This window comes from Streptomyces sp. NBC_00631 (assembly GCF_045206895.1).
Lineage (GTDB): Bacteria > Actinomycetota > Actinomycetes > Streptomycetales > Streptomycetaceae > Streptomyces.
Window position 1 is genome coordinate 7,086,708 of sequence record NZ_CP107734.1, and the last position, 26,393, is coordinate 7,113,100.

22 protein-coding genes are annotated in these 26,393 nt (G+C 69.9%); 10 read left to right on the forward strand and 12 right to left on the reverse strand.

Translation table 11 applies throughout. From position 1 onward, the window contains the following. Positions 1-47: 47 nt before the first annotated feature. Positions 48-2,498 carry a transglycosylase domain-containing protein gene (locus OHB00_RS32750; protein ID WP_406440100.1) on the forward strand — a complete coding sequence of 817 codons (2,451 nt, stop codon included), beginning with the start codon at positions 48-50 and terminating at the stop codon, positions 2,496-2,498. Positions 2,499-2,631: 133 nt separating this feature from the next. Here the strand turns inward: OHB00_RS32750 and OHB00_RS32755 are convergent, their stop codons facing one another. The 3 genes from OHB00_RS32755 to OHB00_RS32765 all read right to left on the reverse strand — a co-directional run bounded on the left by OHB00_RS32755 (position 2,632) and on the right by OHB00_RS32765 (position 7,189). Then, on the reverse strand, positions 2,632-4,701 hold the full coding sequence (locus OHB00_RS32755; protein ID WP_406440102.1) for a SpoIIE family protein phosphatase: 2,070 nt from the start codon (positions 4,699-4,701) through the stop codon (positions 2,632-2,634). Between the two features lie 304 nt (positions 4,702-5,005). Continuing rightward, positions 5,006-5,719, reverse strand: coding sequence for a DUF402 domain-containing protein (locus OHB00_RS32760; RefSeq protein ID WP_406440104.1), 714 nt, complete (start codon positions 5,717-5,719; stop codon positions 5,006-5,008). Positions 5,720-5,803: 84 nt separating this feature from the next. After that, positions 5,804-7,189, reverse strand: coding sequence for a class II fumarate hydratase (locus OHB00_RS32765; protein WP_406440106.1), 1,386 nt, complete (start codon positions 7,187-7,189; stop codon positions 5,804-5,806). A gap of 186 nt (positions 7,190-7,375) precedes the next feature. On the opposite strand from OHB00_RS32765, the gene OHB00_RS32770 reads away from it, so the two are divergent. Then, a complete protein-coding gene (locus OHB00_RS32770) occupies positions 7,376-7,741 on the forward strand; it encodes a hypothetical protein (RefSeq protein ID WP_406440108.1) in 366 nt (121 codons plus the stop codon). 667 nt (positions 7,742-8,408) lie between these two features. Here the strand turns inward: OHB00_RS32770 and OHB00_RS32775 are convergent. Continuing rightward, the gene (locus tag OHB00_RS32775) at positions 8,409-10,079 is read right to left on the reverse strand and encodes a fumarate hydratase (RefSeq protein WP_406440110.1); all 1,671 of its coding nucleotides are present in this window, start codon (positions 10,077-10,079) and stop codon (positions 8,409-8,411) included. A gap of 169 nt (positions 10,080-10,248) precedes the next feature. On the opposite strand from OHB00_RS32775, the gene OHB00_RS32780 reads away from it, so the two are divergent. Together OHB00_RS32780 and OHB00_RS32785 are read left to right on the forward strand one after the other, a co-directional pair. Then, positions 10,249-10,950 (forward strand): DUF1707 domain-containing protein, encoded by a 702-nt coding sequence (locus tag OHB00_RS32780; RefSeq protein ID WP_406440112.1) that lies wholly within the window; start codon positions 10,249-10,251, stop codon positions 10,948-10,950. A gap of 153 nt (positions 10,951-11,103) precedes the next feature. Then, entirely contained in the window at positions 11,104-11,487 is a 384-nt protein-coding gene (locus tag OHB00_RS32785; protein ID WP_406440114.1) for a WhiB family transcriptional regulator, read from the forward strand. Between the two features lie 249 nt (positions 11,488-11,736). Here the strand turns inward: OHB00_RS32785 and glpX are convergent, their stop codons facing one another. Beyond that, positions 11,737-12,774, reverse strand: a complete 1,038-nt coding sequence (gene glpX / locus OHB00_RS32790) for a class II fructose-bisphosphatase (protein ID WP_093499329.1) — start codon at positions 12,772-12,774, stop codon at positions 11,737-11,739. Between the two features lie 126 nt (positions 12,775-12,900). Between glpX and OHB00_RS32795 the strand changes: the two genes are divergently transcribed. Continuing rightward, positions 12,901-13,425, forward strand: a complete 525-nt coding sequence (locus OHB00_RS32795; RefSeq protein WP_406440116.1) for a DUF4245 domain-containing protein — start codon at positions 12,901-12,903, stop codon at positions 13,423-13,425. 88 nt (positions 13,426-13,513) lie between these two features. On the opposite strand, the gene OHB00_RS32800 is transcribed toward OHB00_RS32795, so the two are convergent. From OHB00_RS32800 to xseA, 3 genes are all read right to left on the reverse strand, one after another. Next, on the reverse strand, positions 13,514-14,104 hold the full coding sequence (locus tag OHB00_RS32800) for a malonic semialdehyde reductase (RefSeq protein WP_406440118.1): 591 nt from the start codon (positions 14,102-14,104) through the stop codon (positions 13,514-13,516). Between the two features lie 142 nt (positions 14,105-14,246). Next, positions 14,247-14,480, reverse strand: a complete 234-nt coding sequence (locus OHB00_RS32805) for an exodeoxyribonuclease VII small subunit (protein WP_406440120.1) — start codon at positions 14,478-14,480, stop codon at positions 14,247-14,249. A 36-nt stretch (positions 14,481-14,516) separates the two neighbouring features. Then, positions 14,517-15,725 carry an exodeoxyribonuclease VII large subunit gene (gene xseA / locus OHB00_RS32810; protein ID WP_406440122.1) on the reverse strand — a complete coding sequence of 403 codons (1,209 nt, stop codon included), beginning with the start codon at positions 15,723-15,725 and terminating at the stop codon, positions 14,517-14,519. A gap of 480 nt (positions 15,726-16,205) precedes the next feature. Here xseA and OHB00_RS32815 point away from each other — a divergent pair, with 480 nt between their 5' ends. Further along, positions 16,206-17,219, forward strand: a complete 1,014-nt coding sequence (locus tag OHB00_RS32815) for a 4-hydroxy-3-methylbut-2-enyl diphosphate reductase (protein WP_406440124.1) — start codon at positions 16,206-16,208, stop codon at positions 17,217-17,219. A gap of 75 nt (positions 17,220-17,294) precedes the next feature. Continuing rightward, positions 17,295-18,044, forward strand: a complete 750-nt coding sequence (gene ppgK / locus OHB00_RS32820) for a polyphosphate--glucose phosphotransferase (protein WP_406440126.1) — start codon at positions 17,295-17,297, stop codon at positions 18,042-18,044. Between the two features lie 6 nt (positions 18,045-18,050). On the opposite strand, the gene OHB00_RS32825 is transcribed toward ppgK, so the two are convergent. Beyond that, positions 18,051-18,587: a DUF6542 domain-containing protein gene (locus OHB00_RS32825; RefSeq protein WP_406440128.1), complete on the reverse strand. Its 537-nt coding sequence runs from the start codon at positions 18,585-18,587 to the stop codon at positions 18,051-18,053. A gap of 195 nt (positions 18,588-18,782) precedes the next feature. Here OHB00_RS32825 and ychF point away from each other — a divergent pair, with 195 nt between their 5' ends. Next, entirely contained in the window at positions 18,783-19,871 is a 1,089-nt protein-coding gene (ychF, locus tag OHB00_RS32830) for a redox-regulated ATPase YchF (RefSeq protein ID WP_406440130.1), read from the forward strand. Positions 19,872-20,592: 721 nt separating this feature from the next. On the opposite strand, the gene OHB00_RS32835 is transcribed toward ychF, so the two are convergent. From OHB00_RS32835 to OHB00_RS32845, 3 genes are read right to left on the reverse strand one after another with little or no spacing between them, the layout of a single operon-like run. Beyond that, complete coding sequence (locus OHB00_RS32835; protein ID WP_406440132.1) at positions 20,593-20,937, reverse strand: hypothetical protein; 345 nt, start codon at positions 20,935-20,937, stop codon at positions 20,593-20,595. Continuing rightward, complete coding sequence (locus OHB00_RS32840; protein WP_406440134.1) at positions 20,934-21,965, reverse strand: hypothetical protein; 1,032 nt, start codon at positions 21,963-21,965, stop codon at positions 20,934-20,936. The genes OHB00_RS32835 and OHB00_RS32840 overlap by 4 nt, the downstream gene beginning before the upstream one ends. A 17-nt stretch (positions 21,966-21,982) precedes the next feature. After that, a complete protein-coding gene (locus OHB00_RS32845) occupies positions 21,983-24,337 on the reverse strand; it encodes a glycoside hydrolase domain-containing protein (RefSeq protein WP_406440136.1) in 2,355 nt (784 codons plus the stop codon). Positions 24,338-24,687: 350 nt separating this feature from the next. Between OHB00_RS32845 and OHB00_RS32850 the strand changes: the two genes are divergently transcribed. Both OHB00_RS32850 and OHB00_RS32855 read left to right on the forward strand, forming a co-directional pair. Next, positions 24,688-25,455 (forward strand): BTAD domain-containing putative transcriptional regulator, encoded by a 768-nt coding sequence (locus OHB00_RS32850; protein WP_406440138.1) that lies wholly within the window; start codon positions 24,688-24,690, stop codon positions 25,453-25,455. Positions 25,456-25,650: 195 nt separating this feature from the next. Next, positions 25,651-26,388 (forward strand): IMP cyclohydrolase, encoded by a 738-nt coding sequence (locus OHB00_RS32855; RefSeq protein WP_406440140.1) that lies wholly within the window; start codon positions 25,651-25,653, stop codon positions 26,386-26,388. The last annotated feature ends 5 nt before the right edge of the window (positions 26,389-26,393 follow it).

Here is a 26,393-nt window from a genome sequence, read left to right on the forward strand (position 1 = left end):
CCCGTACACACGTGTGACAGCCGAGACGAAGCGGAGCAGACGGACTCATGGGACGAGCGGACGAGAGAAGAGCGCGACAGCGTGGCGGCCGCCGCGCCGCGCCCCGGAACCGCACGTCCCAGCAGGCCGAGCCCGAGACGCCGACGACGGCGGAGCGCGGCACCACGACGACGGTCGAGTCACCGGCCGGACCGGCCGGTCCGGCCGCCGAGGGTGCCACCCGCGCGGAGCGCCGCCGGGCCGCCGCCCGGAAGCCGGGCAAGCCCGGTCCGCCCGGAAATCCGGGTGCGCCGGGCAAGCCCGCCAAGGGCCGGATACGCAGGCTGTTCACCTGGAAGAAGATGCTCGGCGCCTTCTTCACCTTCTGCCTGCTGGGCATCGGCGCCTTCATCGCGCTGTACATGATGGTGAGCGTCCCCGAGGGCAACGCGCTGGCGCAGACGCAGAGCAACGTCTACGAGTACAGCGACGGCTCGCTCCTGGCCCGCAAGGGCACCGTCAACCGCGAGATCGTCGACCTCTCCAAGGTCCCGAAGGAAGTCCAGCACACCTTCGTCGCGGCGGAGAACAAGACCTTCTACAACGACAACGGCATCGACCTCAAGGGCATGGCCCGCGGCCTCTACAACACGGCGCGGGGCCGCGGCACCCAGGGCGGTTCGACGATCACCCAGCAGTACGTCAAGAACTACTACCTCGACCAGGACCAGACGGTCACCCGCAAGCTGAAGGAACTGGTCATCTCCCTGAAGGTGGACCGCGAGAAGTCCAAGGACTACATCCTCGCGGGCTACATCAACACCAGCTACTACGGCCGCGGCGCGTACGGCATCCAGGCCGCCGCCCAGGCCTACTACCGCGTCGACGCCGAGAAGCTCAACGTCCAGCAGGGCGCCTATCTGGCCGCGCTGCTCCAGGCGCCCAGCCAGTACGACTGGGCGGTGGCGGGGCCCATCGGCAAGAAGCTGGTGAAGGAACGCTGGAACTACGTCCTGGACAACATGGTCAAGCAGGGCTGGCTGGACAAGTCCAAGCGTGACTCCCTGACGTTCCCGGTGCCCAAGGCGCCCAAGGCCGCGTCCGGTCTGGAGGGCCAGAAGGGCTACCTGGTCGAACTGGCCAACACCCAGCTGGAGAACCAGCTGATGAAGTCACAGGGCATCACCCGGTCCGAGGCCGAGGCCCAGGTCGTCGACCAGGGCTGGACGATCACCCTGAACATCGACCCGAAGAAGCAGGCGAAGCTGGAGGCGGCCGTCAAGAGCCAGCTCACCAGCAAGCTGGACGGCAAGAAGCGCAAGGTCGACAAGAACGTCCAGGCCGGCGCCGTCTCCGTCGACCCCAAGACCGGCAAGATCCTCGCCCTGTACGGCGGTGTGGACTACTACAAGCACTACACCGACAACGCCACCCGCGCCGACTACCAGCCGGCGTCCACCTTCAAGCCGATCATCCTCGCCGCCGCGCTGGACCAGGACGCCAAGACCCAGGACGGCAAGGACATCAATGCCAACACCATCTACGACGGCACCAGCGGCCGTGCGGTGAAGGGCAGCGACATCGCCTTCTCGCCGCCGAACGAGGACGACGCGGACTACGGCAACATCACCGTGCAGACGGCGATGAACAAGTCCGTCAACTCGGTGTTCGCGCAGATGGGCGTGGACGTCGGCATGAAGAACGTGCTGAAGACCGCCGACGAGCTCGGTCTGGACACCGAGGGCCTGCAGGCGGTGCCCGCGATGACCCTGGGCAGCATGGGCGCGAGCCCGCTGGAGATGGCCTCGGTGTACGCCACCCTCGACAACCACGGCCAGAAGGTCACCCCGACGCTCCTCGCGTCGGCGGAGAAGACCGGCCGCAAGGTCGACCTGCCGGACCCGATCGGCGACCAGGTGATCAGCCGTGAGGCGGCCGACCAGGTGACGTCGGTGCTGACCGGTGTGGTGGACGACGGTACGGCCAAGGTGTCGGTGGCCCAGAACCCGTTGCGCAAGGGCCAGCAGGTGGCGGGCAAGACGGGTACGTCCGACAACAACAAGTCGGCCTGGTTCACGGGGTACACGCCCGACCTGGTGACCTCGGTCGGCCTGTTCGGTGAGGACGCCAAGTCCCACGCCCAGGTGTCCCTCACCGGTGCCACCGGCCTGATCCCCGGTACCGGCCGTATCAACGGTGGTGGTTACCCGGCGCAGATCTGGGCGGCGTACACCTTCGGCGTCACGAAGAAGGCCAAGTTCGACCTGGACACCGAGCTGGGCGCGGCCGTCCAGCCGACGAGCACGCCGACTCCCAGCTCGACCCCGTCCGAGACCCCGTCCGAGACTCCGAGCTCGACCCCGACGAAGTCCGCGACGCCGTCCCAGACCCCGTCCCAGACCCCGAGCTCGACCCCCACGAAGTCCCCCGCCCCGACCACCAGCGCCCCGTCGACCCCGGTGGACACGCCAACAGTCGGCGACACGAACAACCCGCTGGACCCGGCCGACGACCAGTAACAAAGCCGCTGCCGCACCCCGGTACTTCGCCGGGTGCGGCAGCGTCGTGGCTGATCGCGCGGTTCCCCGCGCCCCTTACGGGGCGCCGCCCCCACCGGCCAGCAGCTCCCCGACGACCCCAAGTCCTGCGGCGCTACCTGTTCAGCTCGAACCAGACGACCTTCCCGGTGCTGAGCCGGGTCGCTCCCCACCGGCGGGCCAGCCGGTTCACCAGGTACAGTCCCCGGCCGCCCTCGTCCGTCGCCCGGGCCTGCCGCAGGCGCGGCAGCTGGGGCACGTCGTCCCCGACCTCGCACCGCAGCACGTCGGTCCGCAGCAACCGCAGCGTCACCGGCCGCGACGCGTACCGCACCGCGTTCGTGACGACCTCGCTGACCAACAACTCGACGGAGTCGGTCAGTTCCTCCAGCCCCCAGCGGGCCAGCGCCCTGCGCGCCAGCCGCCGGGCCCGGCCCGGCGCCGCGTCCTCCGGCTCCAGGAACCAGTACGCCACATCGCTCGGCGCGATCCCGTCGAACCGGGCCGCGAGCAGCGCGATGTCGTCGTCCCGGTCACCCGGCCCGAGCATGTCGAGCACCTCGTCGCACAGCGCCTCAAGGGGCGGGGGATGGTCCGGCCCCGTCAACTGCGCGGTCGCGGCGAGCTTCTCGCGCAGTTGCTCTATGCCGGTCCACACGTCCCGCAGCCGGGACTCCACCAGCCCGTCGGTGTAGAGGAGGAGCGTCGCTCCGGCCGGCGCGTCCAGCTCGACCGCCTCGAAGTCGACCCCGCCGACGCCGATCGGCGCCCCGGCCGGCACCCGCAGCACCTCCGCGTGACCGCCCAGGTGCAGCAGCACCGGCGGCGGATGGCCGGCGTTGGCGATGGTGATGCGATGCGACACCGGGTCGTAGACGGCGTACAGGCAGGTCGCCATGCGGTCGGTGCCCAGCCGCTGGGCCTGCTCGTCGAGGTGGTGCAGGACCTCCTGGGGCGGCAGATCAAGGCCCGCCAGTGTCTGCGCGGTCGTCCGCAGCTGGCCCATGATGGCCGCCGACGTCATCGAGTGCCCCATGACGTCACCGACGACCAGCGCCACCCGGCTGCCGGGCAGCGGGATCGCGTCGTACCAGTCGCCGCCCACGCGCGCGGTCTCGGCGGCGGGCAGGTAGCGGGACGCCAGCCGCACGCCGGTCGCGCTCGGCAGGTTCTCCGGGAGCATGGTCCGCTGCAGCTCGTCGGCGATGTAGGCCTCCCGGCCGTACAGCACCGCCTTGTCGATGCCGAGCGCGCTGTGCGTGGCCAGTTGGGCGGCGACCAGCAGGTCGTCGGCCTCGAACGCCAGCCGCTCCGGACGGCGCAGGAACAGGGCCGCGCCGATCACCCGGCGCCGGCCGCGCAGCGGGGCGAGGATCGCGTGCTGGGCGCCGGGGACGTGTGATTCGTTGCCCTCGCCGAGGAGTTCGGGGAGGGCGGCGCGGGCGGCGGGGGAGTCGGCGAAGACCGGTCGTACGCCGCGCAGCACCTCGTTGAGCGCCCCGCCCGGCCGTACCTCGCACAGCTCCGCGGTGAGCACGGCCAGGCCGATGTCGGCCGGATCCGGCTCCGGGACCGGCACCGGCAGGAAGCCGCCCTCGGTGTCCCGCTCCTCCGGGATCCGGTCGGTGCGGCGCAGTCGCAGCACCACCGGGCCGACGGGCCGCTCGTCGCCGACCGGCAACGGGTCGCGCAGGTAGACCAGGATGGCGTCGGAGAAGGTCGGCACGGTCGCCCGGCACAGCCCCATCACGATCTCGTCCAGGTCGATGCCGCGGGCGATCCGCCGGGTGGCGGCGCCCACGAAGCGCAGCCGGTCGCCGTCGCGCCGCATCGGCATCGGCCTGCCCGGCGGCAGCCCGCGTCCGGTACGGCGCTCCTGGGCGCTCACCGCCCGCTCCGGCTCGGTGCCGGGCTGCGGCGGGATGCCCTCCGGGGTGGGGCGCGGCCGGTGCGGATCGGGCTCAGCGCTGGTGGGCTGGGCGTGCTCGGGGCCGTTGACGGAGTGCTCCTTGGACGTGCTGGTACCGGGGCCGGAGGGCGTCTCGCCGGCGCGGGCCTGTGCCGGTAAGGCGGTGCCGCCGCGCGGACAGGGCTGCGGTTGCGGGGAACGCAGGAGCGCCCCGCGGTCCTCCGCGGGGTCGACGCCCGGCTGTGGGCGTTCGTAGGAGGTGGGGTGCTCCGTCACGCGTGTCGAATCCGTCCGTCCGGGGCTGCGCGCCGGGCGCGCAGGTGGTCCCGCCGAAGTGCCGATACCCGGATTACGTGTCCCAGGAACGGATTTTCGGCGTGGCTGGAGGCTGTTCCTGTGCCACCGGCGAACGATCTGCGGCCCGCGCACCGCTCGCCGGTGTTGCCGTCGTACCCCTCGCTCACGTCCTGCCGCCCCTCGGTGACGTTCGGTCAAGCCCGGCACATGCTCCGGGAGTTGTGCGCACGCTTCCTTGCGGAGGACGATCCTACGGTTGTGGGCCGGGGGCGCATCAAGGGTCTCATGAGGACACGTGCGCGGGTGTACGGTCCCAGTCCTTCGGCAGCGACGGTACTCCCCAGGACGGGTCGGGGCGCCAGTGCTGCCAGCCGTCCGAGAAGGGCGGCTCCCAGGCCTCCACGGCGGCCACCGCGGCCAGGCCAGCCGTCCGGGCCGCCGCGGCCGTCCCCGCGTCCATCAGCCCGTCCCGCTGGGCCTGCGCGAACTCGTCCTCGTCGAGCCAGTGCCAACTGCGGTCCGGGTGCACGGAGATGTCCAGAAAGTGGTCCTCCGAGTCCACTCCGCCGCCCCAACGGACCAGCGGGCGCTCAAGGTTGACGTACCAGTTCTTGAACCGCCAGCCCGGCTCCCAGAACAGCCACACCGACCAGGGCTGACCGGGCCGGGCCAGCTTCAGCACGCCCGTGCCGCGCCAGTGGCCGTGTGTGACGGACCGAGGCTTGGTGTAGCGGGACTCCAGCGGCTCCTCACCGACCGACGAGCCGTCGGCGAGCACGGGCCTGACGCACTCGGTGCCGGGGGCCAGCCAGACGGCGAGCAGCTCCTCGTCGTCCCGGACGACGGTGACGGGGCGCGCGATGTGGAAGCCCTCTCCGGCGTTCTCCCGGTACCGCCACAGGATCTGGCTTCCGGGTGTCCAGAAACCGGTCCGGTCACCGGTCGCACCGCCCGTTTCCCCGCGCATCACGCGTCTCACCGCTCCACCGTCTGCCATGCACAGATATTAGGTGCCACAGGCATACGACGCTGCGGCGGACGTCACGGTTCTGGCCGGGCGGTGCGAATCGTTCGCGGGCGGTTACGGCCGTGTCATCCGCAGGACATCCAGCCCCTCGTCCAGCTGTTCGACCGTCAGATCGCCCCGCTCGACGTACCCGCCCTCCAGGACCACCTGGCGGATCGTCTTCCGCTCCGCCAGCGCCTTCTTGGCGACCTTGGCGGCCTCCTCGTACCCGATGTACTTGTTGAGCGGCGTGACCACGGACGGCGACGACTCGGCGTACTCCCGCGCCCGCTCCCGGTGCGCGGTGATCCCGTCCACGGTCCGGTCGGCGAGCAGCCGCGAGACGTTGGCCAGCAGCCGGACGGACTCCAGCACGTTCTTCCCGATGACCGGCAGCATCACGTTGAGCTCGAAGTTCCCGGCCGCGCCGGCCACGGCGATGGTCTGGTCGTTCCCGATGACCTGTGCGGCCACCATCAACACGGCCTCGGGGACGACCGGGTTGACCTTCCCTGGCATGATCGAGGAACCAGGCTGCAGATCCGGCAGCGCGATCTCGGCGAGCCCGGTGCGCGGCCCCGAGGACATCCACCGCAGGTCGTTGGCGATCTTCGTCAGTCCGACCGCGATGGTCCGCAGCTGCCCGCTGGTCTCCACGATCCCGTCCCGGGCGCCCTGCGCCTCGAAGTGGTCGCGCGCCTCCGTGAACGGCAGTCCGGTGACCCGGGCGACCTCCTCGATCACCGCGGCGGAGAACCCGGGCGGCGTGTTGATCCCGGTGCCCACCGCCGTCCCGCCGAGCGGCAGCTCCGCGAGCCGGGGCAGCGAGGCCCGCAGCCGCTCGACGCCGTACCGCACCTGCGCCGCGTACCCGCCGAACTCCTGCCCCAGCGTGACCGGCGTGGCGTCCATCAGATGCGTCCGCCCGGACTTCACGACGTCGGCGAACTCCCCGGACTTGCGGGTGAGGGCCGCGGCGAGGTGGTCGAGGGCGGGGATCAGGTCGTGGGTGACGGCGGCGGTGGCGGCGATGTGGATGGACGAGGGGAAGACGTCGTTCGAGGACTGCGAGGCGTTGACGTGATCGTTGGGATGCACGTCCCGCCCGAGCCGCTCCGTGGCCAGCGTCGCGACGACCTCGTTGGTGTTCATGTTCGAGGAGGTGCCGGACCCCGTCTGGAACACGTCGACGGGGAAGTGCTCGTCCCAGTCACCCCGGGCCACCTCCGCCGCCGCCTCCTGGATCGCCTGCGCGATGTCCTTGTCGACCACCCCCAGCTCGGCGTTCACCTTGGCCGCCGCGCCCTTGATCCGGGCCAGCGCCTCGATGTGCGCGCGCTCGATGCGCTGCCCGGAGACGGGGAAGTTCTCGACGGCCCGCTGTGTCTGGGCCCGCCACTTGGCGTGGGCGGGGACCCGGACCTCGCCCATGGAGTCGTGTTCGATGCGGTAGTCGCTCATGTCGTTGTCAGCGATCGGGGAGCGGTGGTTGTTCCGGCCGCCTGCTGCATTGGCACCACCGACGTCACCGGGTCGGGGGACCGCGCCCCCGGCCGCCGAGCCGAACAGCACGGACAGATGTGACGATCGCCCCAAGGTGACAGGGCGACTCCCCGCCGTCACCACTGCTGGCAGGAGGGCCAATCGATGAACTTCACTCCAAAGGGCGTGCTCGGCGCCGTCGCGGCGGTCTCCATAGGCGCGACGACCCTGCTGGGCGTGGGCACCGGCACCGCCGCCGCGGCCGGCCGCGCCCACTGCGACCGCGCCGAACGGCCCGTCTGGAGCGGCGACCCCAGCCGCAACGTGACCGGCCACGGCTGCAGCGTGCCGTCCGGCGAGCGCCGCTGGTACCGCGTCGAGGTGGACGACCTCGTACAGCCCGAGCACACGACGGAGTACCTGAACGGCCCGGTCGACCGAACCGAGACCCTGCACGACAGAACCATCAGGTGCATGGGCTACACCACCGACGGCGACACCCTGAACTGGTTCGGCTGCACACCCCACTGACCCACGCCCACCAGCCGGCCGGGAGTCCGAGACCGAAGGCGGACCAGCCCCCACTGGCCTGCCCGGCGTTCGAGGGCGGAGGCGGGTCTGCCTCTCACTGGCCTGCCCGGCGTTTGAGACCGAAGGCGGGTCTGCCTCCCACTGGCCTGCCCGGCGTTCGAGGGCGGAGGCGGGTCTGCCTCTCACTGGCCTGCCCGGCGTTTGAGACCGAAGGCGGGTCTGCCTCCCACTGGCCTGCCCGGCGTTCGAGGGCGAAGGCGGGTCTGCCTCTCACTGGCCTGTCCGACGGCCGAGGACGAGGCCGGTCCACACCCTCACCGGCCCGTCCTGCGCCTGAGGGCGAGGGCAGGTCCGCACTCCCCACCCTCCAGCCCTTCCGGCCTCCGAGGACGAAGTCCGGTCGGCACCCACCCTCCAGCCTGTCCGGCGTCTGAGGACGAAGTCCGGTCGGCACCCACCCTCCAGCCTGCCCGGCGTCTAAGGACGAAGTCCGGTCGCCACCCCCACTTTCAGCCCGTCCTGCGTGTGAGGACGAGGCCGTTCAGGCCGATGCGGGGGTCCGGGGGTGGCAGCCCCCGGAACGGGCGGTCGAAGGGGGCCCACCCCCTGGAGGACGGGACGGGTAGGGGCGGCGGGGGCGGCATCCGTCCCCGCCGCGCCAGGCGTGCTACGCCAGCCCGGGGCCCCGGACCGGGATCGAGGTGAACGTCGGAGCCGGGGCAGGGTCCTGGAAGAAGTCGTTGCCCTTGTCGTCGACGACGATGAACGCCGGGAAGTCCTCGACCTCGATCTTCCAGACGGCCTCCATGCCGAGCTCCTCGTACTCGACGACCTCGACCTTCTTGATGCAGTCCTGGGCGAGGCGCGCGGCCGGACCGCCGATGGAGCCCAGGTAGAAGCCGCCGTGCGCATCGCACGCGTCGGTGACCTGCTTGCTGCGGTTGCCCTTGGCCAGCATCACCTTGGAACCGCCGGCGGCCTGGAACTGCTCGACGTAGGAGTCCATGCGCCCGGCCGTGGTCGGACCGAAGGAACCGGAGGCGTAGCCCTCGGGGGTCTTGGCCGGGCCCGCGTAGTACACCGGGTGGTCCTTCAGGTACTGCGGCATCTCCTCACCCGCGTCGAGCCGCTCCTTGATCTTGGCGTGCGCGATGTCACGGGCCACGACCAGCGGGCCGGTGAGGGAGAGCCGGGTCTTGACCGGGTACTTGGTCAGCTCGGCGAGGATCGTGTCCATCGGCTGGTTCAGGTCGATCTTGACGACGTCCGAGGACTCGTCGAGGTGCTCGTCCGTGGTCTCCGGCAGGAACCGCGCCGGGTCCGTCTCCAGCTGCTCAAGGAAGACGCCCTCGGCGGTGATCTTCGCGACGGCCTGACGGTCCGCGGAGCAGGACACGGCGATGGCGACCGGGCAGGACGCGCCGTGCCGCGGCAGCCGCACCACGCGCACGTCGTGGCAGAAGTACTTGCCGCCGAACTGCGCGCCGATGCCGATCTTCTGCGTCAGCTCGAAGACCTTCTGCTCCAGGTCCTTGTCCCGGAACCCGTGCCCGAGCTCCGAGCCCTCGGCCGGGATCTCGTCCAGGTAGTGCGCGGAGGCGTACTTCGCGGTCTTCAGCGCGTACTCGGCGCTCGTACCGCCGACGACGATCGCGAGGTGGTACGGCGGGCAGGCGGCCGTACCGAGCGAACGGATCTTCTCCTCCAGGAACTTCATCATGGAGGCCTCGTTGAGGACGGCCTTCGTCTCCTGGTAGAGGAACGACTTGTTGGCCGAGCCGCCGCCCTTCGCCATGAAGAGGAACTTGTAGGCGCCGCCGTCGGTCGCGTAGAGCTCGATCTGGGCCGGCAGGTTCGACCCGGTGTTCTTCTCCTCCCACATGGTGAGCGGAGCCATCTGCGAGTAGCGCAGGTTGAGGTTCAGGTACGCGTCGTAGATGCCGCGGCTCAGCGCCGCCTCGTCGCCGCCCTCGGTCAGCACGTGCTGGCCGCGCTTGCCCATCACGATCGCCGTGCCGGTGTCCTGGCACATGGGGAGCACGCCGGCCGCCGCGATGTTGGCGTTCTTCAGCAGGTCGAGCGCGACGAACTTGTCGTTGCTCGACGCCTCCGGGTCGTCGATGATCCGCCGCAGCTGGGCGAGGTGGGCGGGCCGCAGGTAGTGCTGGATGTCGTGGATCGCCTCCTCGGCCAGCTTGCGCAGCGCCTCCGGCTCCACCTTGAGGAACGTCCGCCCGTCCGGTCCCTCGACGGTGGACACACCCTCCGAGGTCACCAGCCGGTACGGGGTGGTGTCCTCGCCCTGGGGGAGCAGATCGGTGTACGCGAACTCAGGCATCTCAGCCCATTCCTCACTCTGACGGACGGCCGCCCGCCGACGCTGGCGGGCGTTGTCCAGCGTAGAACCTGCCGCTGACAGGGAACCTGTGAGGTAAGGCTCAGTTCGACACGCCCGGACCGGCCCCTACCCCTAGTCGCGATCTATCGCGTTTCGGTACTCTGCTGCCGTGGACCTTCAGAAGCACACCCCTCAGGAGCACGCCGGAGCGCCGGTGGCCGAGCTGCGCGCCTCGGACGCCGACCGTGACCGCATCGCCGACATCCTGCGGGAGGCCCTCGCCGAGGGGCGCCTGACCGCCGACGAGCACGCCGAGCGCGTGGAGGGGGTGCTGAACGCCAAGACGGTCGGCGAGCTGGAGGTCTTCATACGGGACCTGCCCGCGGCCCACGCCCGCCAGGCCGGCCCGGCCTACACGCCGGTGCCGCCCCGGCCGACGCCCGGCGCGATCCCCGTGGAGGCGGACAGCAACGTGGTGGCCGTCTTCAGCAGCGCCCGCCGCCGGGGCCGCTGGCGGGCCGGCCGTCGGCTGCACGCCTACGCGGTCTTCGGCTCCGTCGAACTGGACCTCACCGAGGCGGTCTTCGAGTACCAGCAGGTCGTCATCAAGGCGATCTCGGTCTTCGGCGACATCCAGATCCGCGTCCCGGAGAACGTGTCGCTGCGCGGCACCGGCGGTGGCGTGCTGGGCAACTTCGAGGCGGACACGCTGGATTCGGTCGACTCCGACGCGCCGGTCGTCTACATCGACGGCTGGGCCGTCCTCGGCAACGTGGAGGCGCGGCCGAAGCGCGGAAAGCTCATCGAGGACATCCTGGACCGGGTTCAGGACAAGGTCGACAGGAAGTTGCGCAAACACCTGGACCGTTGACGGTCGCGAATCACTCCCGGCACAGCGGCACCAGGGGTCGTGAACAGGCCGCGGTACTACGGCTGTTGAGAACGCTGTGCATAGGCCCGCGCACAGCGGGTAGGCCTTGCTGCATCGTCTCTCGCTCGCGAAGCCGTCGTCAGGAGTAGACCCGTGCTGCAACCGCCGCATTCGTCCCTGCAGGTAGCCGCCGTTCCGGCCCAGCGGGTGCCAGCGCGCGACAGGGACCAAGACGCACCCTGGCACACCGAGGCGGTGTGCCGGCGCGACGAGGCAGGCCTGTTCTTCGCACCCTCCAAGGAGCCCACCGCCGCCCGGCTGTCCCGGGAGGAGGCGGCCAAGCGGGTCTGCGCCCGCTGTCCGGTGATGGTCGAGTGCCGCGAACACGCGCTGCTCCAGCCCGAGCCCTACGGCGTCTGGGGCGGCCTCACGGCCGCGGAACGCCGCGTGGTCCTGGCCCGCCGCAGGCGCCGCGACATGGAACTGAAGAAGGCGGCGAGGGCGGCAGCGGCGAACCGCATACCCCAGGCAGGCTGACGAGAAGGCGCCCTCTCCGCACAGAGGGCGCCTTTCTGATCGGCCTGAGGGGCAGCGCGCCCTTCAGGGGCACGTGGCGGTGCCGACATGCGGCTGCCGCGCGGGTGCGACCGACGGCACTTCGCAGCGCCGCAGGCGCAACCCCACCCCCCAGGGGTGCGGGGCTGTGCCGATGTGCGGCTGCCGCCGCGTGGGCGCGACCAGCCGCAACGCACCCGTGCTCGGGTACGGTCGGCAGCCCCCGACCCGCTACTTCGGCCTGTCGAAATCAACCGTGCTGTACGCCCGAAGCTTGCGCAGCCGGTGCTCGGAGTCGATCCGCCGCACCGTGCCCGACTTGGACCGCATCACGATGGACTCGGTCAGCGCGGTCTCCGACCGGTACCGCACGCCCCGCAGCAGCTCCCCGTCCGTGATCCCGGTGGCGACGAAGAACACGTTCTCCCCGGTCACCAGGTCCTCGGTCGTCAGTACCCGGTCCAGATCGTGCCCGGCGTCGATCGCCCGCTGCCGCTCCTCGTCGTCCTTGGGCCACAGCTTGCCCTGGATGGTCCCGCCCAGGCACTTCACCGCGCACGCCGAGATGATGCCCTCGGGCGTGCCGCCGATCCCGAGCAGCATGTCGACGCCCGTGCCCTCGCGCAGTGCGTAGATCGACCCGGCGACGTCACCGTCGGAGATCAGCTTGATGCGCGCGCCGGCCTCCCGGATCTCCTTGATGATCCCTTCGTGTCGAGGCCGGTCGAGGATGACGACGGTCACGTCCTCCGGCGTGGCCCGCTTCGCCTTGGCGACCCGCCGGATGTTCACGGAGACGGGCGCGTCGATGTCGACGAAGTCCGCCGCCTCCGGGCCGGTGACCAGCTTGTCCATGTAGAACACGGCGGACGGGTCGAACATGGCCCCGCGCTCGGCCGCGGCCAGCACGGCGATCGCGTTGGGCATGCCCTTCGCGGTGAGCGTCGTCCCGTCGATCGGGTCGACGGCGATGTCGACCTCGGGCCCGGTGCCGTCCCCGATGCGCTCTCCGTTGAAGAGCATCGGGGCCTCGTCCTTCTCGCCCTCGCCGATGACGACCACGCCGTTCATCGACACGGTGGAGACGAGGGTTCGCATGGCGCGCACCGCGGCGCCGTCGGCGCCGTTCTTGTCGCCGCGGCCCACCCAGCGACCGGCGGCCATCGCGGCGGCCTCGGTCACCCGGACGAGCTCCAGGGCGAGGTTACGGTCGGGGGCCTCGGAGGGAACATCGAGTTCGGACGGCAGATGATGATGATTCTCGGTCATCGGAGCGCACCTTTCTGATACGACGACGGCCGGATGAGGGTTTCCCGTCGACTCTATCGCCAGGCTGACAAAATGAGCAGGGGACCCCACGGATGAGCGCGATGGGCACCTGCGACGATAGGGGGCGTGGCAGGCACGAACGGCAAGCAGAAGACGGTCCGGGACATGATTCTCTCCCTGGCCCTGATCGGCCTCGCGGCGGGCTTCATCTACCTGCTCGTCCCGCATGACGATCACGCTCCCGACATCCAGCGGGTCGACTACCGGGTCGAGCTGCTGACGGCACGGCGCGCGGCGAGCTATCCGGTGGCCGCGCCGCAGGGCCTGCCCAGCACCTGGAAGGCCACCTCTGTCCGCTTCCAGGGGGAGAACGGCGACCGCTGGCACCTCGGTTACCAGACCCCCGACGGACAGTACGTCCAGGTCGAGCAGTCCACTCAGAAGCGCGCGGACTTCATCGACGACGCCAGTCAGGGCGCGTCGGCCACGAAGACGACCGAGAAGATCGGCGACCGCACCTGGACGCACTACACCGGCGGCCGCTACCGCGCGCTGGTGATGGACGGCGCCACCGCCTCCACCACGGTGGTGGCCGGCACGGCCTCCTTCACCGAGCTGACGAAGATGGCGGCGGCACTGAAGATGTCCTGACCCGAGCGGCGTGACCCGGAGCGTCGGACGCGCACGCGAGAGGCCCCCGGCGCCGTTGCCGGGGGCCTCTTTCGCGTGCGGGGGGTTGTCAGACAGTGGTGACGACGTCGTCGTAGGCCAGACGCGGGGAGCGCGGGAACCAGGCGTCCGGGCCCGGACGGCCGATGTTGACGACCATCAGCGGGGTGTGGTCGTCGTCCAGGAACTCCTTCTGGACGCCCGCGAGGTCGAGGCCCGTCATCGGGCCGGCGGCGAGACCGGCGGCGCGGACGCCGATGATGAAGTAGGCGGCCTGGAGGGCGGCGTTCAGGGTGGCGTTCTTCTCACGGGCTTCCCGGCTGCCGGCGAAGAGGTCCTTGGCCTGCGGGAAGTGCGGGAAGAGCTGCGGCAGCTCCTCGTGGAACTCGTTGTCCGCGGCGAGGATCGCGACCAGCGGGGCGGTGGCGGTCTTCTTCTGGTTGCCCTCCGCCATGTGCTGCACCAGGCGCGCGCGGGCCTCCGGGGAGCGGACCAGGACCACGCGCAGCGGCGACTGGTTCATGGAGGTCGGGCCGTACTTGACCAGGTCGTAGATCGCCTGCACCTGCTCGTCGGTCACCGGCTCGTCGGTGAAGGTGTTGGCGGTGCGGGCCTCGCGGAACAGCAGGTCCTGAGCGGTGGGGTCGAGAACGAGAGACATGGTTGATCTTCCTAGAGGTCGCGTCCCGGTTTAAATCCGGACCGCGGTCCGGATAGGCTGACGGCACGACCATACGACAGAGAAGATTCAAGCTTCAACAAAAACCGGACCGTGGTGATCCGCCTCACATCGCCCCCCTTGCTCAGTCCTCCTCCTCGGCCTTTTCTCCCGCTTCCTCCTCGGCCAGCGCCGCGTCCAGCCGGGCCCGGGCCCCCTCCAGCCAGCGCCGGCACACCTTGGCCAGCTCCTCGCCCCGCTCCCAGAGCGCGAGGGACTCCTCCAGGCTCGTTCCGCCGGCCTCCAGCCGCCGTACGGTCTCGATCAGCTCGTCCCGCGCCTGCTCGTAGGAGAGCGTCTCCTCCGCCTTGCCGCTCATGCGTCCACCTTTCTCATCCGCCCGTAGGACATGGCTCTAGCCGTCCACCCGTACCGTGAACTCCCCGTCCGCGACCCGCGCCCGCAGGGCCTCGCCCGGCTCGACCTCCGCGCCGTCGCGCACCACGTGGCCGTCGCTCTTCTGCAGCACGGCGTAACCGCGCTTCAGCGTGGCGGCGGGGGAGAGGGCCACCACGCGCGCGTGGGTGTGCGTCAGCTCGGAGTCGGCGCGGTCGAGCAGATGGCCGAGACAGCGCCGCGAACGATCGACCAGCGAGGCGACGTGATCGGCCCGCTCGTCGACCATCCGGTGCGGATCCTCCATGGCCGGACGTGCCAGCGCGTGCGCCAGCCCCCGCTCCTCCCGCGCCACCAGCGCCTCGACACACCGCCGCCCCCGGTCCCGCAGCATCCGCACCCGCTCCGCCTCTTCCCCCACGTCCGGGACGACCTTCTTGGCGGCGTCGGTAGGGGTGGACGCACGCAGGTCGGCGACATGGTCGAGCAGCGGATTGTCGGGCTCGTGGCCGATGGCGGAGACGACCGGCGTACGGCACTCGGAGACCGCCCGCACCAGCTGCTCGTCGGAGAACGGCAGCAGATCCTCCACGCTGCCGCCGCCGCGCGCGACGATGATCACATCCACCTCCTCCATCGCGTCGAGCTCCTTCACGGCCTGCACGACCTGCGGGACCGCGTGCACGCCCTGCACCGGTACGTTCCGCACCTCGAACCGCACCGCCGGCCACCGGTGCCGGGCGTTCTCCAGCACGTCCCGCTCGGCGGCCGAGGCCCGCCCGCACACCAGCCCGATCAACTGCGGCAGAAACGGCAACGGCTTCTTGCGCCCGGCGGCGAACAGTCCCTCCGCGGCCAGCGCCTTCTTGAGCATCTCCAGCCGAGCCAGCAGCTCCCCGACCCCGACCGGCCTTATCTCGGCAGCCCGCAGGGACAACTGCCCACGCGGCGCGTACCACTCCGGCTTCGCGTGTACGACGACCCGCGCCCCCTCGCCGACCACATCGGCCACGGCGTCGAACACCTGCCGATAGCAGGTGACGCCGATCGAGATGTCGTACGACGGATCCCGCAACGTCAGAAACACCACCCCGGCCCCCGGCCGCCGCGAGAGCTGAGTGATCTGCCCCTCGACCCACACGGCCCCGAGCCGGTCGATCCACCCCCCGATGAGCCGGGAGATCTCACCGACGGGCACAGGTGTCTCGGCGGACGTGTTCAAAGCCATGCCGCGAGCGTAACGGCGCCCACCGACAGGCCCCCACCATCCCATCCGGCACCCGACAACGAAGACCGGCAGGCCCGCCCCTCCACCCGTCCGGTGCGCGAGGACGAAGACCGGCCGGCCCCCTCCACTCGTCCGGTATACGAGAACGACGACCGGCCGGCACCCCCCACCCTCCAGCCCGTCCTGCGTGTGAGGACGAAGACCGGCCGGCACCTCCCACTCTCCAGCCCTCCTACGCCTGAGGACGAAGACCGGTTCTCACCCCCACCCTCCAGCCCGTCCTGCGTGTGATGACGAGGCCGTTCAGGCCGATGCGGGGGTCCGGGGGCGGCAGCCCCCGGAACGGGCGGTCGAAGGGGGCCCACCCCTGGAGGACGGGACGGGTAGGGGCGGCGGGGGCGCACGCCACTGCCGCCACCACCGGTCGCCCCCGGATCGTCACCCGGACGCGATCTTCGACCCCCCGAACACGGCCTTACGATGGGACCCATGACCGCTTCGCCTGGCCGCCGTGTCCTGCTCGCCGCCCCCCGTGGCTACTGCGCGGGTGTGGACCGCGCCGTGATCGCCGTCGAGAAGGCCCTGGAGCAGTACGGGGCCCCGATCTATGTCCGGCACGAGATCGTCCACAACAAGTACGTCGTACAGACCCTGGAGAGGAAGGGCGCGATCTTCGTCGAGCGGACCGAGGAGGTCCCGCCGGGGAACATCGTGATGTTCTCCGCGCACGGCGTCGCCCCCGTCGTCCACGAGGAGGCCGAGCGCGGCCGCCTCGCCACCATCGACGCGACCTGCCCACTGGTCACCAAGGTCCACAAGGAAGCCGTCCGCTTCGCCAACGAGGACTACGACATCCTCCTGATCGGCCACGAGGGCCACGAGGAGGTCATCGGCACCTCCGGCGAGGCCCCCGACCACATCCAGCTGGTCGACGGCCCGGCGGACGTGGCCAAGGTCGAGGTCCGCGACGAGTCCAAGGTCGTCTGGCTCTCCCAGACCACGCTGAGCGTCGACGAGACCATGGAGACCGTCGACGCGCTCAAGGAGAAGTTCCCCCAGCTCATCTCCCCGCCCAGCGACGACATCTGCTACGCCACGCAGAACCGTCAGCTCGCCGTGAAGCAGATGGGCGCCGAGGCCGAGCTGGTCATCGTGGTCGGCTCCCGCAACTCCTCCAACTCCAAGCGGCTGGTGGAGGTCGCCAAGCTGGCCGGCTCCCGGGCCGCCTACCTGGTCGACTTCGCCGCCGAGATCGACGCGGCATGGCTGGAGGGCGTGACGACCGTCGGCGTCACCTCCGGTGCCTCCGTGCCCGAGGTCCTGGTCGAGGAGGTCCTGGAGTGGCTCGCCGAGCGCGGCTACGGCGACGTCGAGATCGTCAAGGCGGCCGAGGAGTCCATCACCTTCTCGCTCCCCAAGGAACTCCGCCGCGACCTGCGTGAGGAGGCCGCCACCCTGGTCGCCGAGCGCGGCGGCAGCGGCGCCGAGGCGTGAGCCTCCGTCGTACGGCCGTATGACCGGCGGCCGTCCGACGTCGTGACTGTCAGTCGTACCACGTAACGTGGAGCCATGCAGATCTTCGGCGTGGACATCGGTGGTTCCGGGATCAAGGGCGCTCCCGTGGACCTGGACAAGGGCGACCTGGCCCAGGAGCGGTGCAAGGTGCTCACCCCGCACCCGGCGACGCCGGACGGCGTCGCCGACGGGGTCAAGCAGGTCGTCGACCACTTCGGGTGGAGCGGCCCGGTCGGGCTCACCTTCCCCGGGGTGATCTCCGACGGCACCCACATCCGTACGGCGGCGAACGTCGACAAGAGCTGGATCGACACCGACGCGCGCAAGCTGTTCAGCGAGCGGCTCGGCGGACTCCCGGTGACCGTGGTCAACGACGCGGACGCGGCGGGCGTGGCCGAGATGGAGTTCGGCGCCGGCCGGGACCGCAAGGGTGTCGTCATCCTGCTCACCTTCGGCACCGGCATCGGCAGCGCCCTGTTCACCGACGGCGAGCTGGTCCCCAACACCGAGCTGGGCCACCTGGAGCTGGACGGCCACGACGCCGAGAAGAAGGCCTCCAGCAAGGCCAAGGAAGACGGCGACCTGAGCTGGGAGCACTGGGCCCGCCGGGTCAACAAGTACCTGGCGCACGTCGAGATGCTCTTCACCCCGAACCTGTTCATCATCGGCGGCGGGGTGAGCCGCAAGGCCGAGAAGTTCCTGCCGTACATCGAGGGCATCAAGGCCGAGATCGTCCCGGCCCAGTTGCAGAACAACGCGGGGATCGTGGGCGCGGCGATGCGCGCGGCGCACCACGCCAGGTAGGCCGGATCAGGCTCTGCGGCGGCGCCGGATCAGCCGCATCCGGCGGACGATGACGATCACCCCGGCGATCAGCGTCCCGCCGTAGAGCCAGCCCGCCTGCGTCGACAGGGCCGTCACCAGACCCATCACCGCGCCCAGGAAACCGCCGCCACCGTCGTCGGCGACGGTCGGCAGACCGACGGCGAAGGCGATCGGGACGACGACGGGGGCGGTCAGCAGATCGCCCCCGCGCACCCACAGCGCGGTCAGCGCGGACGCCGGCAGGAAGAGCACGCCGTACGCGGTCAGGGACGCCCCGAGGAGCAGGTCGTCCAGGAAGCCGAGCAGGAACATCACGGCCATGCAGAAGAGGCCGCAGCCGAGCCCCGTGAGCCGTGGGTTCGGCAGCCGCGCGGGCCCCGCCGCCGGTGCCGGACGCGGCCTCCCCGCGGCGGGCCGGCGCTCGGCCGTCCCCGGCCGCCGTCTCGCCTGCGGCGGCAGCGGCGCGCGGGGGGCGCCTCGGCGCGGTCCGGGCTTTCGGGGACGGGTCCGGTGATGCTCCATCGGACCAACCTAGGTCGGTTTATGTGCCCAATCGCGGCCCAGACACGCCGAAACCAAGCCGAAGAGCAGAGCTTGTCCAGGTGTTCGACGCGGCCGCCGGCCAGGGGCCCGAACCCCGTAAACTGGTGGATCGGCCGGCCCGCCGGTACGGGCAGCCCCTGGCCCGCTCACCCTCTCACTACGGGAAGTCGCAACGTGTCGCTCACGATCGGAATCGTCGGCCTGCCCAATGTCGGCAAGTCGACCCTGTTCAACGCCCTGACCAAGAACGACGTGCTGGCGGCCAACTACCCGTTCGCCACGATCGAGCCCAACGTGGGTGTCGTCGGCGTCCCCGACGGCCGCCTGGCCGAGCTGGCGTCGATCTTCAAGTCGGAGCGCATCCTCCCCGCGACGGTCGACTTCGTGGACATCGCGGGCATCGTGCGCGGCGCCTCCGAGGGTGAGGGCCTGGGCAACAAGTTCCTCGCGAACATCCGTGAGTCCGACGCGATCTGCCAGGTCATCCGCGCCTTCAAGGACGAGAACGTCGTGCACGTCGACGGCAAGGTCTCGCCGAAGGACGACATCGAGACGATCAACACCGAGCTGATCCTGGCCGACCTCCAGACCATCGAGAAGGTCCTGCCGCGCCTCCAGAAGGAGTCGCGGATCAAGAAGGACGTGGCGCCCAAGGTCAAGGCCGTCGAGGAGGCCAAGGAGATCCTGGAGAAGGGCGACACGCTCTTCGCCCACGGCATCGTCCAGGGCTCGGACCGCGCCGAGCTCCTGCACGACCTGCACCTTCTCACCACCAAGCCCTTCCTCTACGTGTTCAACGTCGACGAGGACGAACTGCTCGACGAGGACTTCAAGACCGAGCAGCGCGCCCTGGTCGCCCCCGCCGAGGCGATCTTCCTCAACGCCAAGCTGGAGGCGGACCTCGCCGAACTCGACGAGGAGGACGCCCTGGAGCTCCTGGAGTCGGTCGGCGCCGCGGAGCCCGGCCTCGCCACCCTCGCCCGTGTCGGCTTCAACACCCTCGGCCTGCAGACCTACCTCACGGCCGGCCCCAAGGAATCCCGCGCCTGGACCATCAAGAAGGGCGCCACGGCCCCCGAGGCGGCCGGTGTCATCCACACCGACTTCCAGAAGGGCTTCATCAAGGCAGAGGTCATCTCCTTCGCCGACCTGGTGCAGACCGGCTCGGTCGCCGAGGCCCGCGCGAAGGGCAAGGCCCGCATGGAGGGCAAGGACTACGTGATGCAGGACGGGGACGTGGTGGAGTTCCGTTTCAACGTGTAGTGCCTGATTCCTTGATCGCCGAAAGTGGCTCGTCAGGGAGGAAACCCCAGGTCAGGGGCCAGATCTTCGGGTATGGCCCCTTCCTGTTTCTCCGGTGGATCAGCCCTTTTCCGGGTCGTGTGCTGACTTGGTGCTGACCCTGCGGAGGGGGTTGGGCCGGCGACGACCTGGGCTTCGAGGGGGCAGCGAGGGCGCCGGGATGGCCCTGGCGAGGCGAGGAGGGCCGAAGCCCTCAGCGGCGACGGCCGTGCATGGCGTCCGTACCGTCGCTCTGGGCGGATCCGGCAGGAGGCTGCGGACTTGGGGTTCACGTGTCCGAGCACACTGGATCGACCCGGCTGACGGGCGGAGACGACAAGAACGGCGACGGAAGCGGGGAGTGCGGCCAGGGCGACTGCCCGAACGTGTACCGCACCGAGAAGAAAAGCATCGTGGTCCAGGGCGATCTGTTCGACGGCTTCACCCGCGCCGTGCGGGTCGTAGACCTCTTGGAGAGGGCCGGACAGCGTCATCAGTTCAGCCGCGTTGCGTGCCAAGCGCTTCATCTCGACCACGGTCAGGATGACCGGCTGGCCGGGCGCTGCCGCCTTGATCCCGCGCGCCAGGGTGAGCGCCTTGGCCGGCTCCGGACGTTCCTCGATTGCCGCAGAGAGCGCCTGCGGCTTCGGCGGTTTCGAGGCCGACGCGGTCGGCGCGGCGGCACCGCGCGTCGGTCGTCAGGTCAGCCCGGTGACTCCGCGGAGGCCGCCCCGCGACGATCGAACCAGAGCACCAGTTCGGCCACGGTGGTCACGATCAGCAGCGCCAGGCAGCATACGAAGCCGATCAGTCCGGCCTCCAGCCAGTAGATCCCATGCCAGTCCATGCACTCAAGGGCCGGTGAGCAGCCGACGGTTCCCGGGCTGATCTGCGGCCCCTTCTCACGGTCCCCGATGACGAGGCAGGACACGGAGATGACGGTCGCGGTGGCCAGCAGGCACCACCGGATCCGTCGTGTTCCCCACCACGACAGGATCCAGCCGACGATGGTCACCGCCGGCAGGATCCACACGTAGCCACTGATCATCGCCACACTGCATCGGTCCGCGACATCGAGTTCCGGCCGGTCTGCCGTTGGGTGACGTGGTTGCCCATGTCGATCAGCCCTACCAAGGGGTGCTTGATGGTCGCCAGATCGCCCGCCGGCTTCCGCGTCGTCACCTCCAGGCCCAGATCGAGCCGGTCACCGGGCTTGAGCTTCACCGTTGTGCTCCAGTGGGTTTCGAACAGCGACGCGGTCCGGGTACGCGAAAGGAGTCGTACACCGGCGTCGTGGACCTTGTGATTGAGCCGGGCGGTGGCGACTTTGACGTCGCTCACGATCTGGGGGTCCAGTGCGACGGAGAAGGACGCGGCCGCGGGGGCCGGGCCCGGTCCGACGCTGTGCACCGTGACCTGTACCGGATAGTAGTACCACCGCTTTCCGTTCGCCCACTCGTGGCGGCCCCACACACCGCTGACCTCAAGGCCCCACGGTGTGGCGACACCGCCGAACGTGCTCGGCCGGTGCGGCTGAAGGCTCCGCCGGCCGCTCGCCTTCGCGTTCTTCCGGCTCACGGCGGCGGTCGCGTCCGCGGGCGCGACGACGAGGTCGCGCGGATAGAGCACGGGGTACGCGGTTCCCACGACGACCACCGGATCACTGCCCGCGGCGACGGTTTCGGACAGGGTGACCGTGCAGGTCGCGAGCGTCGTCCTGGGGTCGGTGGTGATCGTGCTCGTCGTGCGCAGCCGACGGTCGTCGACGGTGGCCACCGCGGCGGGCAGCGGGGAGTAGAGCCGAGGGTCGTAGGTGACGGCCACCTCGGTCCCGGCCGGAAGAGCCGCGCCCGTGTGCTGGACCTGCACGGCCAACTGTCTGGGGAACGCCGCCGGTTGGACACCGACTCCCGGAAGGACCGCGACCGGGCTCGCGCCGACCGGCACCAGCACCACGTCGGTGGCGGAATCGGCCCACGCCGGGCCGCCCACACCGGCGACGGTGACGGCGGCGACGCCCAGCGTCAGACCTCCGAGGGCCAGGACCTGCCGACGGGTGACCTTCGGGTCGTTCATGTCACGTCCTCGATTCGTCATGAGCAGTACTGGAGGATGGCGTCGCGGAATGCCGCCGCCACACCGCCAAGTGCGTCGGCGGACATGAACTCAGGGGAGGGGCAGGTCACCGATCCGAACTGATCGAACCAGAAGGCTCCTCGGATGGCGGCCATCTCGTCGGTGCCGCGGACCATCGCACTCACGGCCGCCGATCCGAGTGTGTCGCTCGAACTGCCGAACCGGAGCGCGTAGAACGCCTTGCGCCGGGCGACGGAATCGGCCGGCGTCGCGTAGTTCGCCTGGAATCCCGCCGACAGCTTCTGGCTGGAGTCCTGCAGGGCGGCGTGGCCCAGGACCCAGGCGTCGATATCGGCGAGGACGTCGCCGAGCGAGAAGTACGTGCCGTCGGCTTTGCCGGCGATCAAACCGGCGGCGAAATCGTATGCCTGGTCGTCGGAGAGCCCGCTCTGGTGGAACTGCCCCAGCACGCTGACGAGATCGCCGCCCCAGGTCCCGAAGTCCGCCAGGTTGGCCGATGTGAGGTCGTCGTCAAGGCCGGTGGTGATGACGGCGCCGAACGACGCACCGAAGTGAGCGACGTCGGAATCCCACAGCAGGTCGGGGTCGCGCAGCGGGCTCGCGAACGGTTCGTCGGGATAGGCGTTCACGAAGTCGACGAAATCCTGGTCGAGCGAGCCGAAGGTGGTGTCGGCACCCGTGAACTTGTAGAGCCCGTCGCGGGCCCGGAGGTACTGCGCGACCAGTACGGGTGCGGACCGGTCGGTGTGTCCCTGGTCGATCCACTGGCCGGCCCTGGCTTCGAGCCAGATCAGGTAGGTGTAGAAGCCGTCGTTGGCGTCGCGCGGCCGGGTCACGCTGTTGATGCCCAGGTCCCGGCCGGAGACCATGTCGTTGTCGATCTCCACCGCGCCACTGGTGCCGGGGGCCAGTGTGAAGTCCTTGATCTGGTCGAAGGCCCAGTTGTCCGGGAGCGGATAGCCGAGATTGCCGCTGTAGCCGGTCGACATACCGCTGACGAAGCTCCGGGTGGTGAGGCCCTCGGCCGCCAGACGGATGCAGGTGTTGCGGCACCCGTACACACCGATCGCGTACTGGCTGCCGTACGCGCTCACTCCGTCGTTGATGCCCTGGAAGTGCGGAATGATCACGCTGGTGATGTCGTCGTCGGTCGCGTCGAAGTCGACCGAGAAATAGATGACCGTGCCGTACGGGATACCGAAGGCCATCGCGGCTCCGGCCGCGTCGTTTCCGGCCGCGACCCCCAGTTCGGGGCCGAAGTCGGTGATCACGTTCCCCTCGTCCTGATAGATCGGGAAGAGGGACAGGCCGTTGTCGAAGATGAGCGCGATCTCGGAGTTGGTCAGCACCTTGCTCGTGCCGCCGATGAGGTAGCGGCCGACTGTCGAGTACCCGTTGTCCTTCACCGTCTGGATCGTCGTCGCGTTCAGCGGATACATGCAGTCGAACGCGGTGCCCTGGCGGTCCGGGTCCCCGGTCGAGACCAGCAGCGACATCCACGTCTCGTAATCGGCGGCCCCGGTGGTGTCGAGCGAGCAGAACTGCTGGAAGCGCGTCACCGTGTAGGCCAGGTCAGAGGTGAATGTCCCGCCGTCGTCCCCCCAGTGCGCGTCGTAGTTGTTGAACGCGACGGCACACTGGAACAAACGGACCCAGCCGGCCGACCCCGAGTCCTGTGAGCCGCTGGACACATTCGCGACCGTCTTGAGCGCCCCTTCGGTGGTCGGTCCGATGGAGCCCGTCACTTGACTGTCCGTCAGGCCCATCTGGTACTGGATGCCCAGCACCAGGGCCTGCTGGACGTTGCGGGAGAAGTGCCCGTCGCACGGGCCGATGAAGAACTGGCCCTTCTGGTAGTACGCGCTGTTGAGCCACTGCTGGCAGGTACGGATCGCGTCGGAGCCGCCGGCCGTCTTCACGTACGCGTCCATGGTCAGCAGTGCTTTGAAGACCTTGGGTTCCACGTCGTAGAGCTGGGTGTCCGGCGGCGGACCCGGCAGGCCCATGTCCGCCACCAGGGCGGTCAGGCCGGCGCCGGTGTCCACGTTGAAGCCGCCGTCGATGTCGCCGCCGCTGTAACCCTTGCAGTAGAGAGCCGCCTCTGCGATGGTCCGCATGTTTATGTTGGCGGAATCCCGCCCGACCGGGCCGTACGCGTTCAGATCCGTCCATGTCGTCGGCCCGAAGTTGTCGGACAGCGCGGTGATGCCGAGTTCGTGCTGGAGTGCTCGGGTGAGACAGTAGATCGTCGCCCAGCCGGTTATTCCGTTCTCGGTGCACGGGTTGTACCCAGATATACCTGTGTATGTCGCATTGACCCATTGCTGCGCCTTGAGAACCATCTGATCCATAGGGTGGTCCTTCTCGATGCCGGTGACCCGATGCGCACGAAGATGGCAGCTCGCTTCATCGCGGCTCCATCGCCGGATCATCGCCGCACCGCCGAAAGGCGGTTGCGGGTCGCGTGGGCCGTGCAGTCGCACAGGCCAGGGCTCGTGAAATCGTCCAATGCGCCTGGATTGACTGAATTTGCCAGAGGGGGCGGGGTGGATGTCGGGACAGTCTTAAAAAATAATAAATAGTCGCACTCGGGCACGGCAGTGGATTCCGCTGCATCTATACTTTCGAACACGCGATCGCGTGATTTTGTATGGCGTTGTGCGCACCTTCCTGGTCCTGTCACCTGCCGAAAGGACGGCCGATGCCCGACTTCGGGATTCTCGGACAGCCGTACGCCGAGCCTCTCCAGTCCAGCATCGGCGCGAATCGCAGGCGGGAATGGGTCATTCTCTCGGCTCTGATGACGCGGCCGAACGCATTCATTTCCACGAATGCGCTTGTCGACGCGATGTGGGATGCCGATCCGCCGCGGACGGCACGCGTGCAGGTGATGAACTGCCTCGGCTCCATTCGGCGGGCGATCGCTGCGTCGGGTGCCGCCGATGTGCGTCTCGACCGGGTTCGAGACGGGTACGCTTTAGGCATCGACGCCGAACGGATCGACCATGTCGTGTTCTCCCGGCTCTACGTCGAGGCGGAGTCGGCGAAGGTGCTCGGCCGGGTCGAGTCCAGCCTCGTGCTGTATGAGCGCGCACTCGCGTTGTGGCGCGGCGGCGTGTACGACGGGCTCGATGTACCGAGTTTCGCCTCGCATGCGGCGGCGCTGGAGGAGCAGCGGATGATCGCGGCCGAGGAGTGCTTCGCCCTGTCGATCGCAGCCGGTCGCGGGAGCGGGGTGATCCCGCGCCTTCTGCGGCACGTCGGGGAGCACCCGCTCCGGGAGCGCGGAGTCGCACTTCTGATGACGGCGTTGCACGGCGAGGGCCGGACACGTGACGCCCACGCGGTATACGCGCGTCTCGCCCATCGGCTGGGGGAGGGACTCGCGGTCGGGCCGGGCCGCGAGGTCCGCCAGGCCCTCGACGCGATCCTCAACGGCACGGTGCCGGTCCCCGGGGCCAGTGGCTGACGCGTTCTCAGGCGCCGTCCTCGTCCGCGGCGGAGACGGCATGGGCAAAGGTGGGGCCGTTCAACTCGTGCGCGGCATGCGTCGTCCCGGGCGCGGGCGGCGTGACCGCGTCCCTGGTCCGCCCCGGCTTCCCGGCACCTCGGACTTCGGCTTGGATGATCTCGTACCGAGCGGACATCAGGAAGGCGCCGACGCATGACCTCGATCCTGGAAGCCCTGCGGGACAACCCCTACCCGGGTCGGCTGATCCTGCTGGCCCGCACGCTGGACGGGGACCTGACCGCCGGGTACGCGCTCACCGGGCGGAGCGAGGCCTCCCGTGCCCGCCGGATCGAGGCCACTCCGGCCGGTGAACTGGCCGTCGTACCCGTCGTACCCGTCGTACCCGTCGTGTCCGCCGTGTCCGCCGTATCCGGTGGCGTCGCCGGGCACGACGCCCTCCGGCACTACGTCGCCGCGACCGCCGACCGGCGCTGGACCGTCTACGGCAACGGCGAACAGGTGGCGGAGGTCGCCGGACGGCTGGCGAAGGGGCTCGCGCCGCCCAGCGCGCTGGAGGATCTCGACTACGAGCCGGATCCGCCGATCTGCACACCCCGGATCACCGCCGTTGTGGACCGGACCGGCCGGCGGTCCTGGCTCGGTGCGGCACGCCGGCCCGAAGGCGGCCGGCAGAGCACGGACGTCACGGTCGTCGCGCTGGGCGAGCTCGCTCCCGGGCAGGCGGTCCTGCTCAGCACCTACCACTCGGACGGCGACTCCGTGTCGACCGCACGGCACCACCTCGACCTGAACACCTCGGCCCAGGACGCCGATGCGCTGCTGACGGACCTGTGGGCGGCGCTGGATCCGCGCTTCCGGGTCGCCGCGACCGCGTTCGCACCGGTCACCGGGGTGCGGGGGCCCATCCGGCATGCCCGACCGCAGTCCTGACCGCA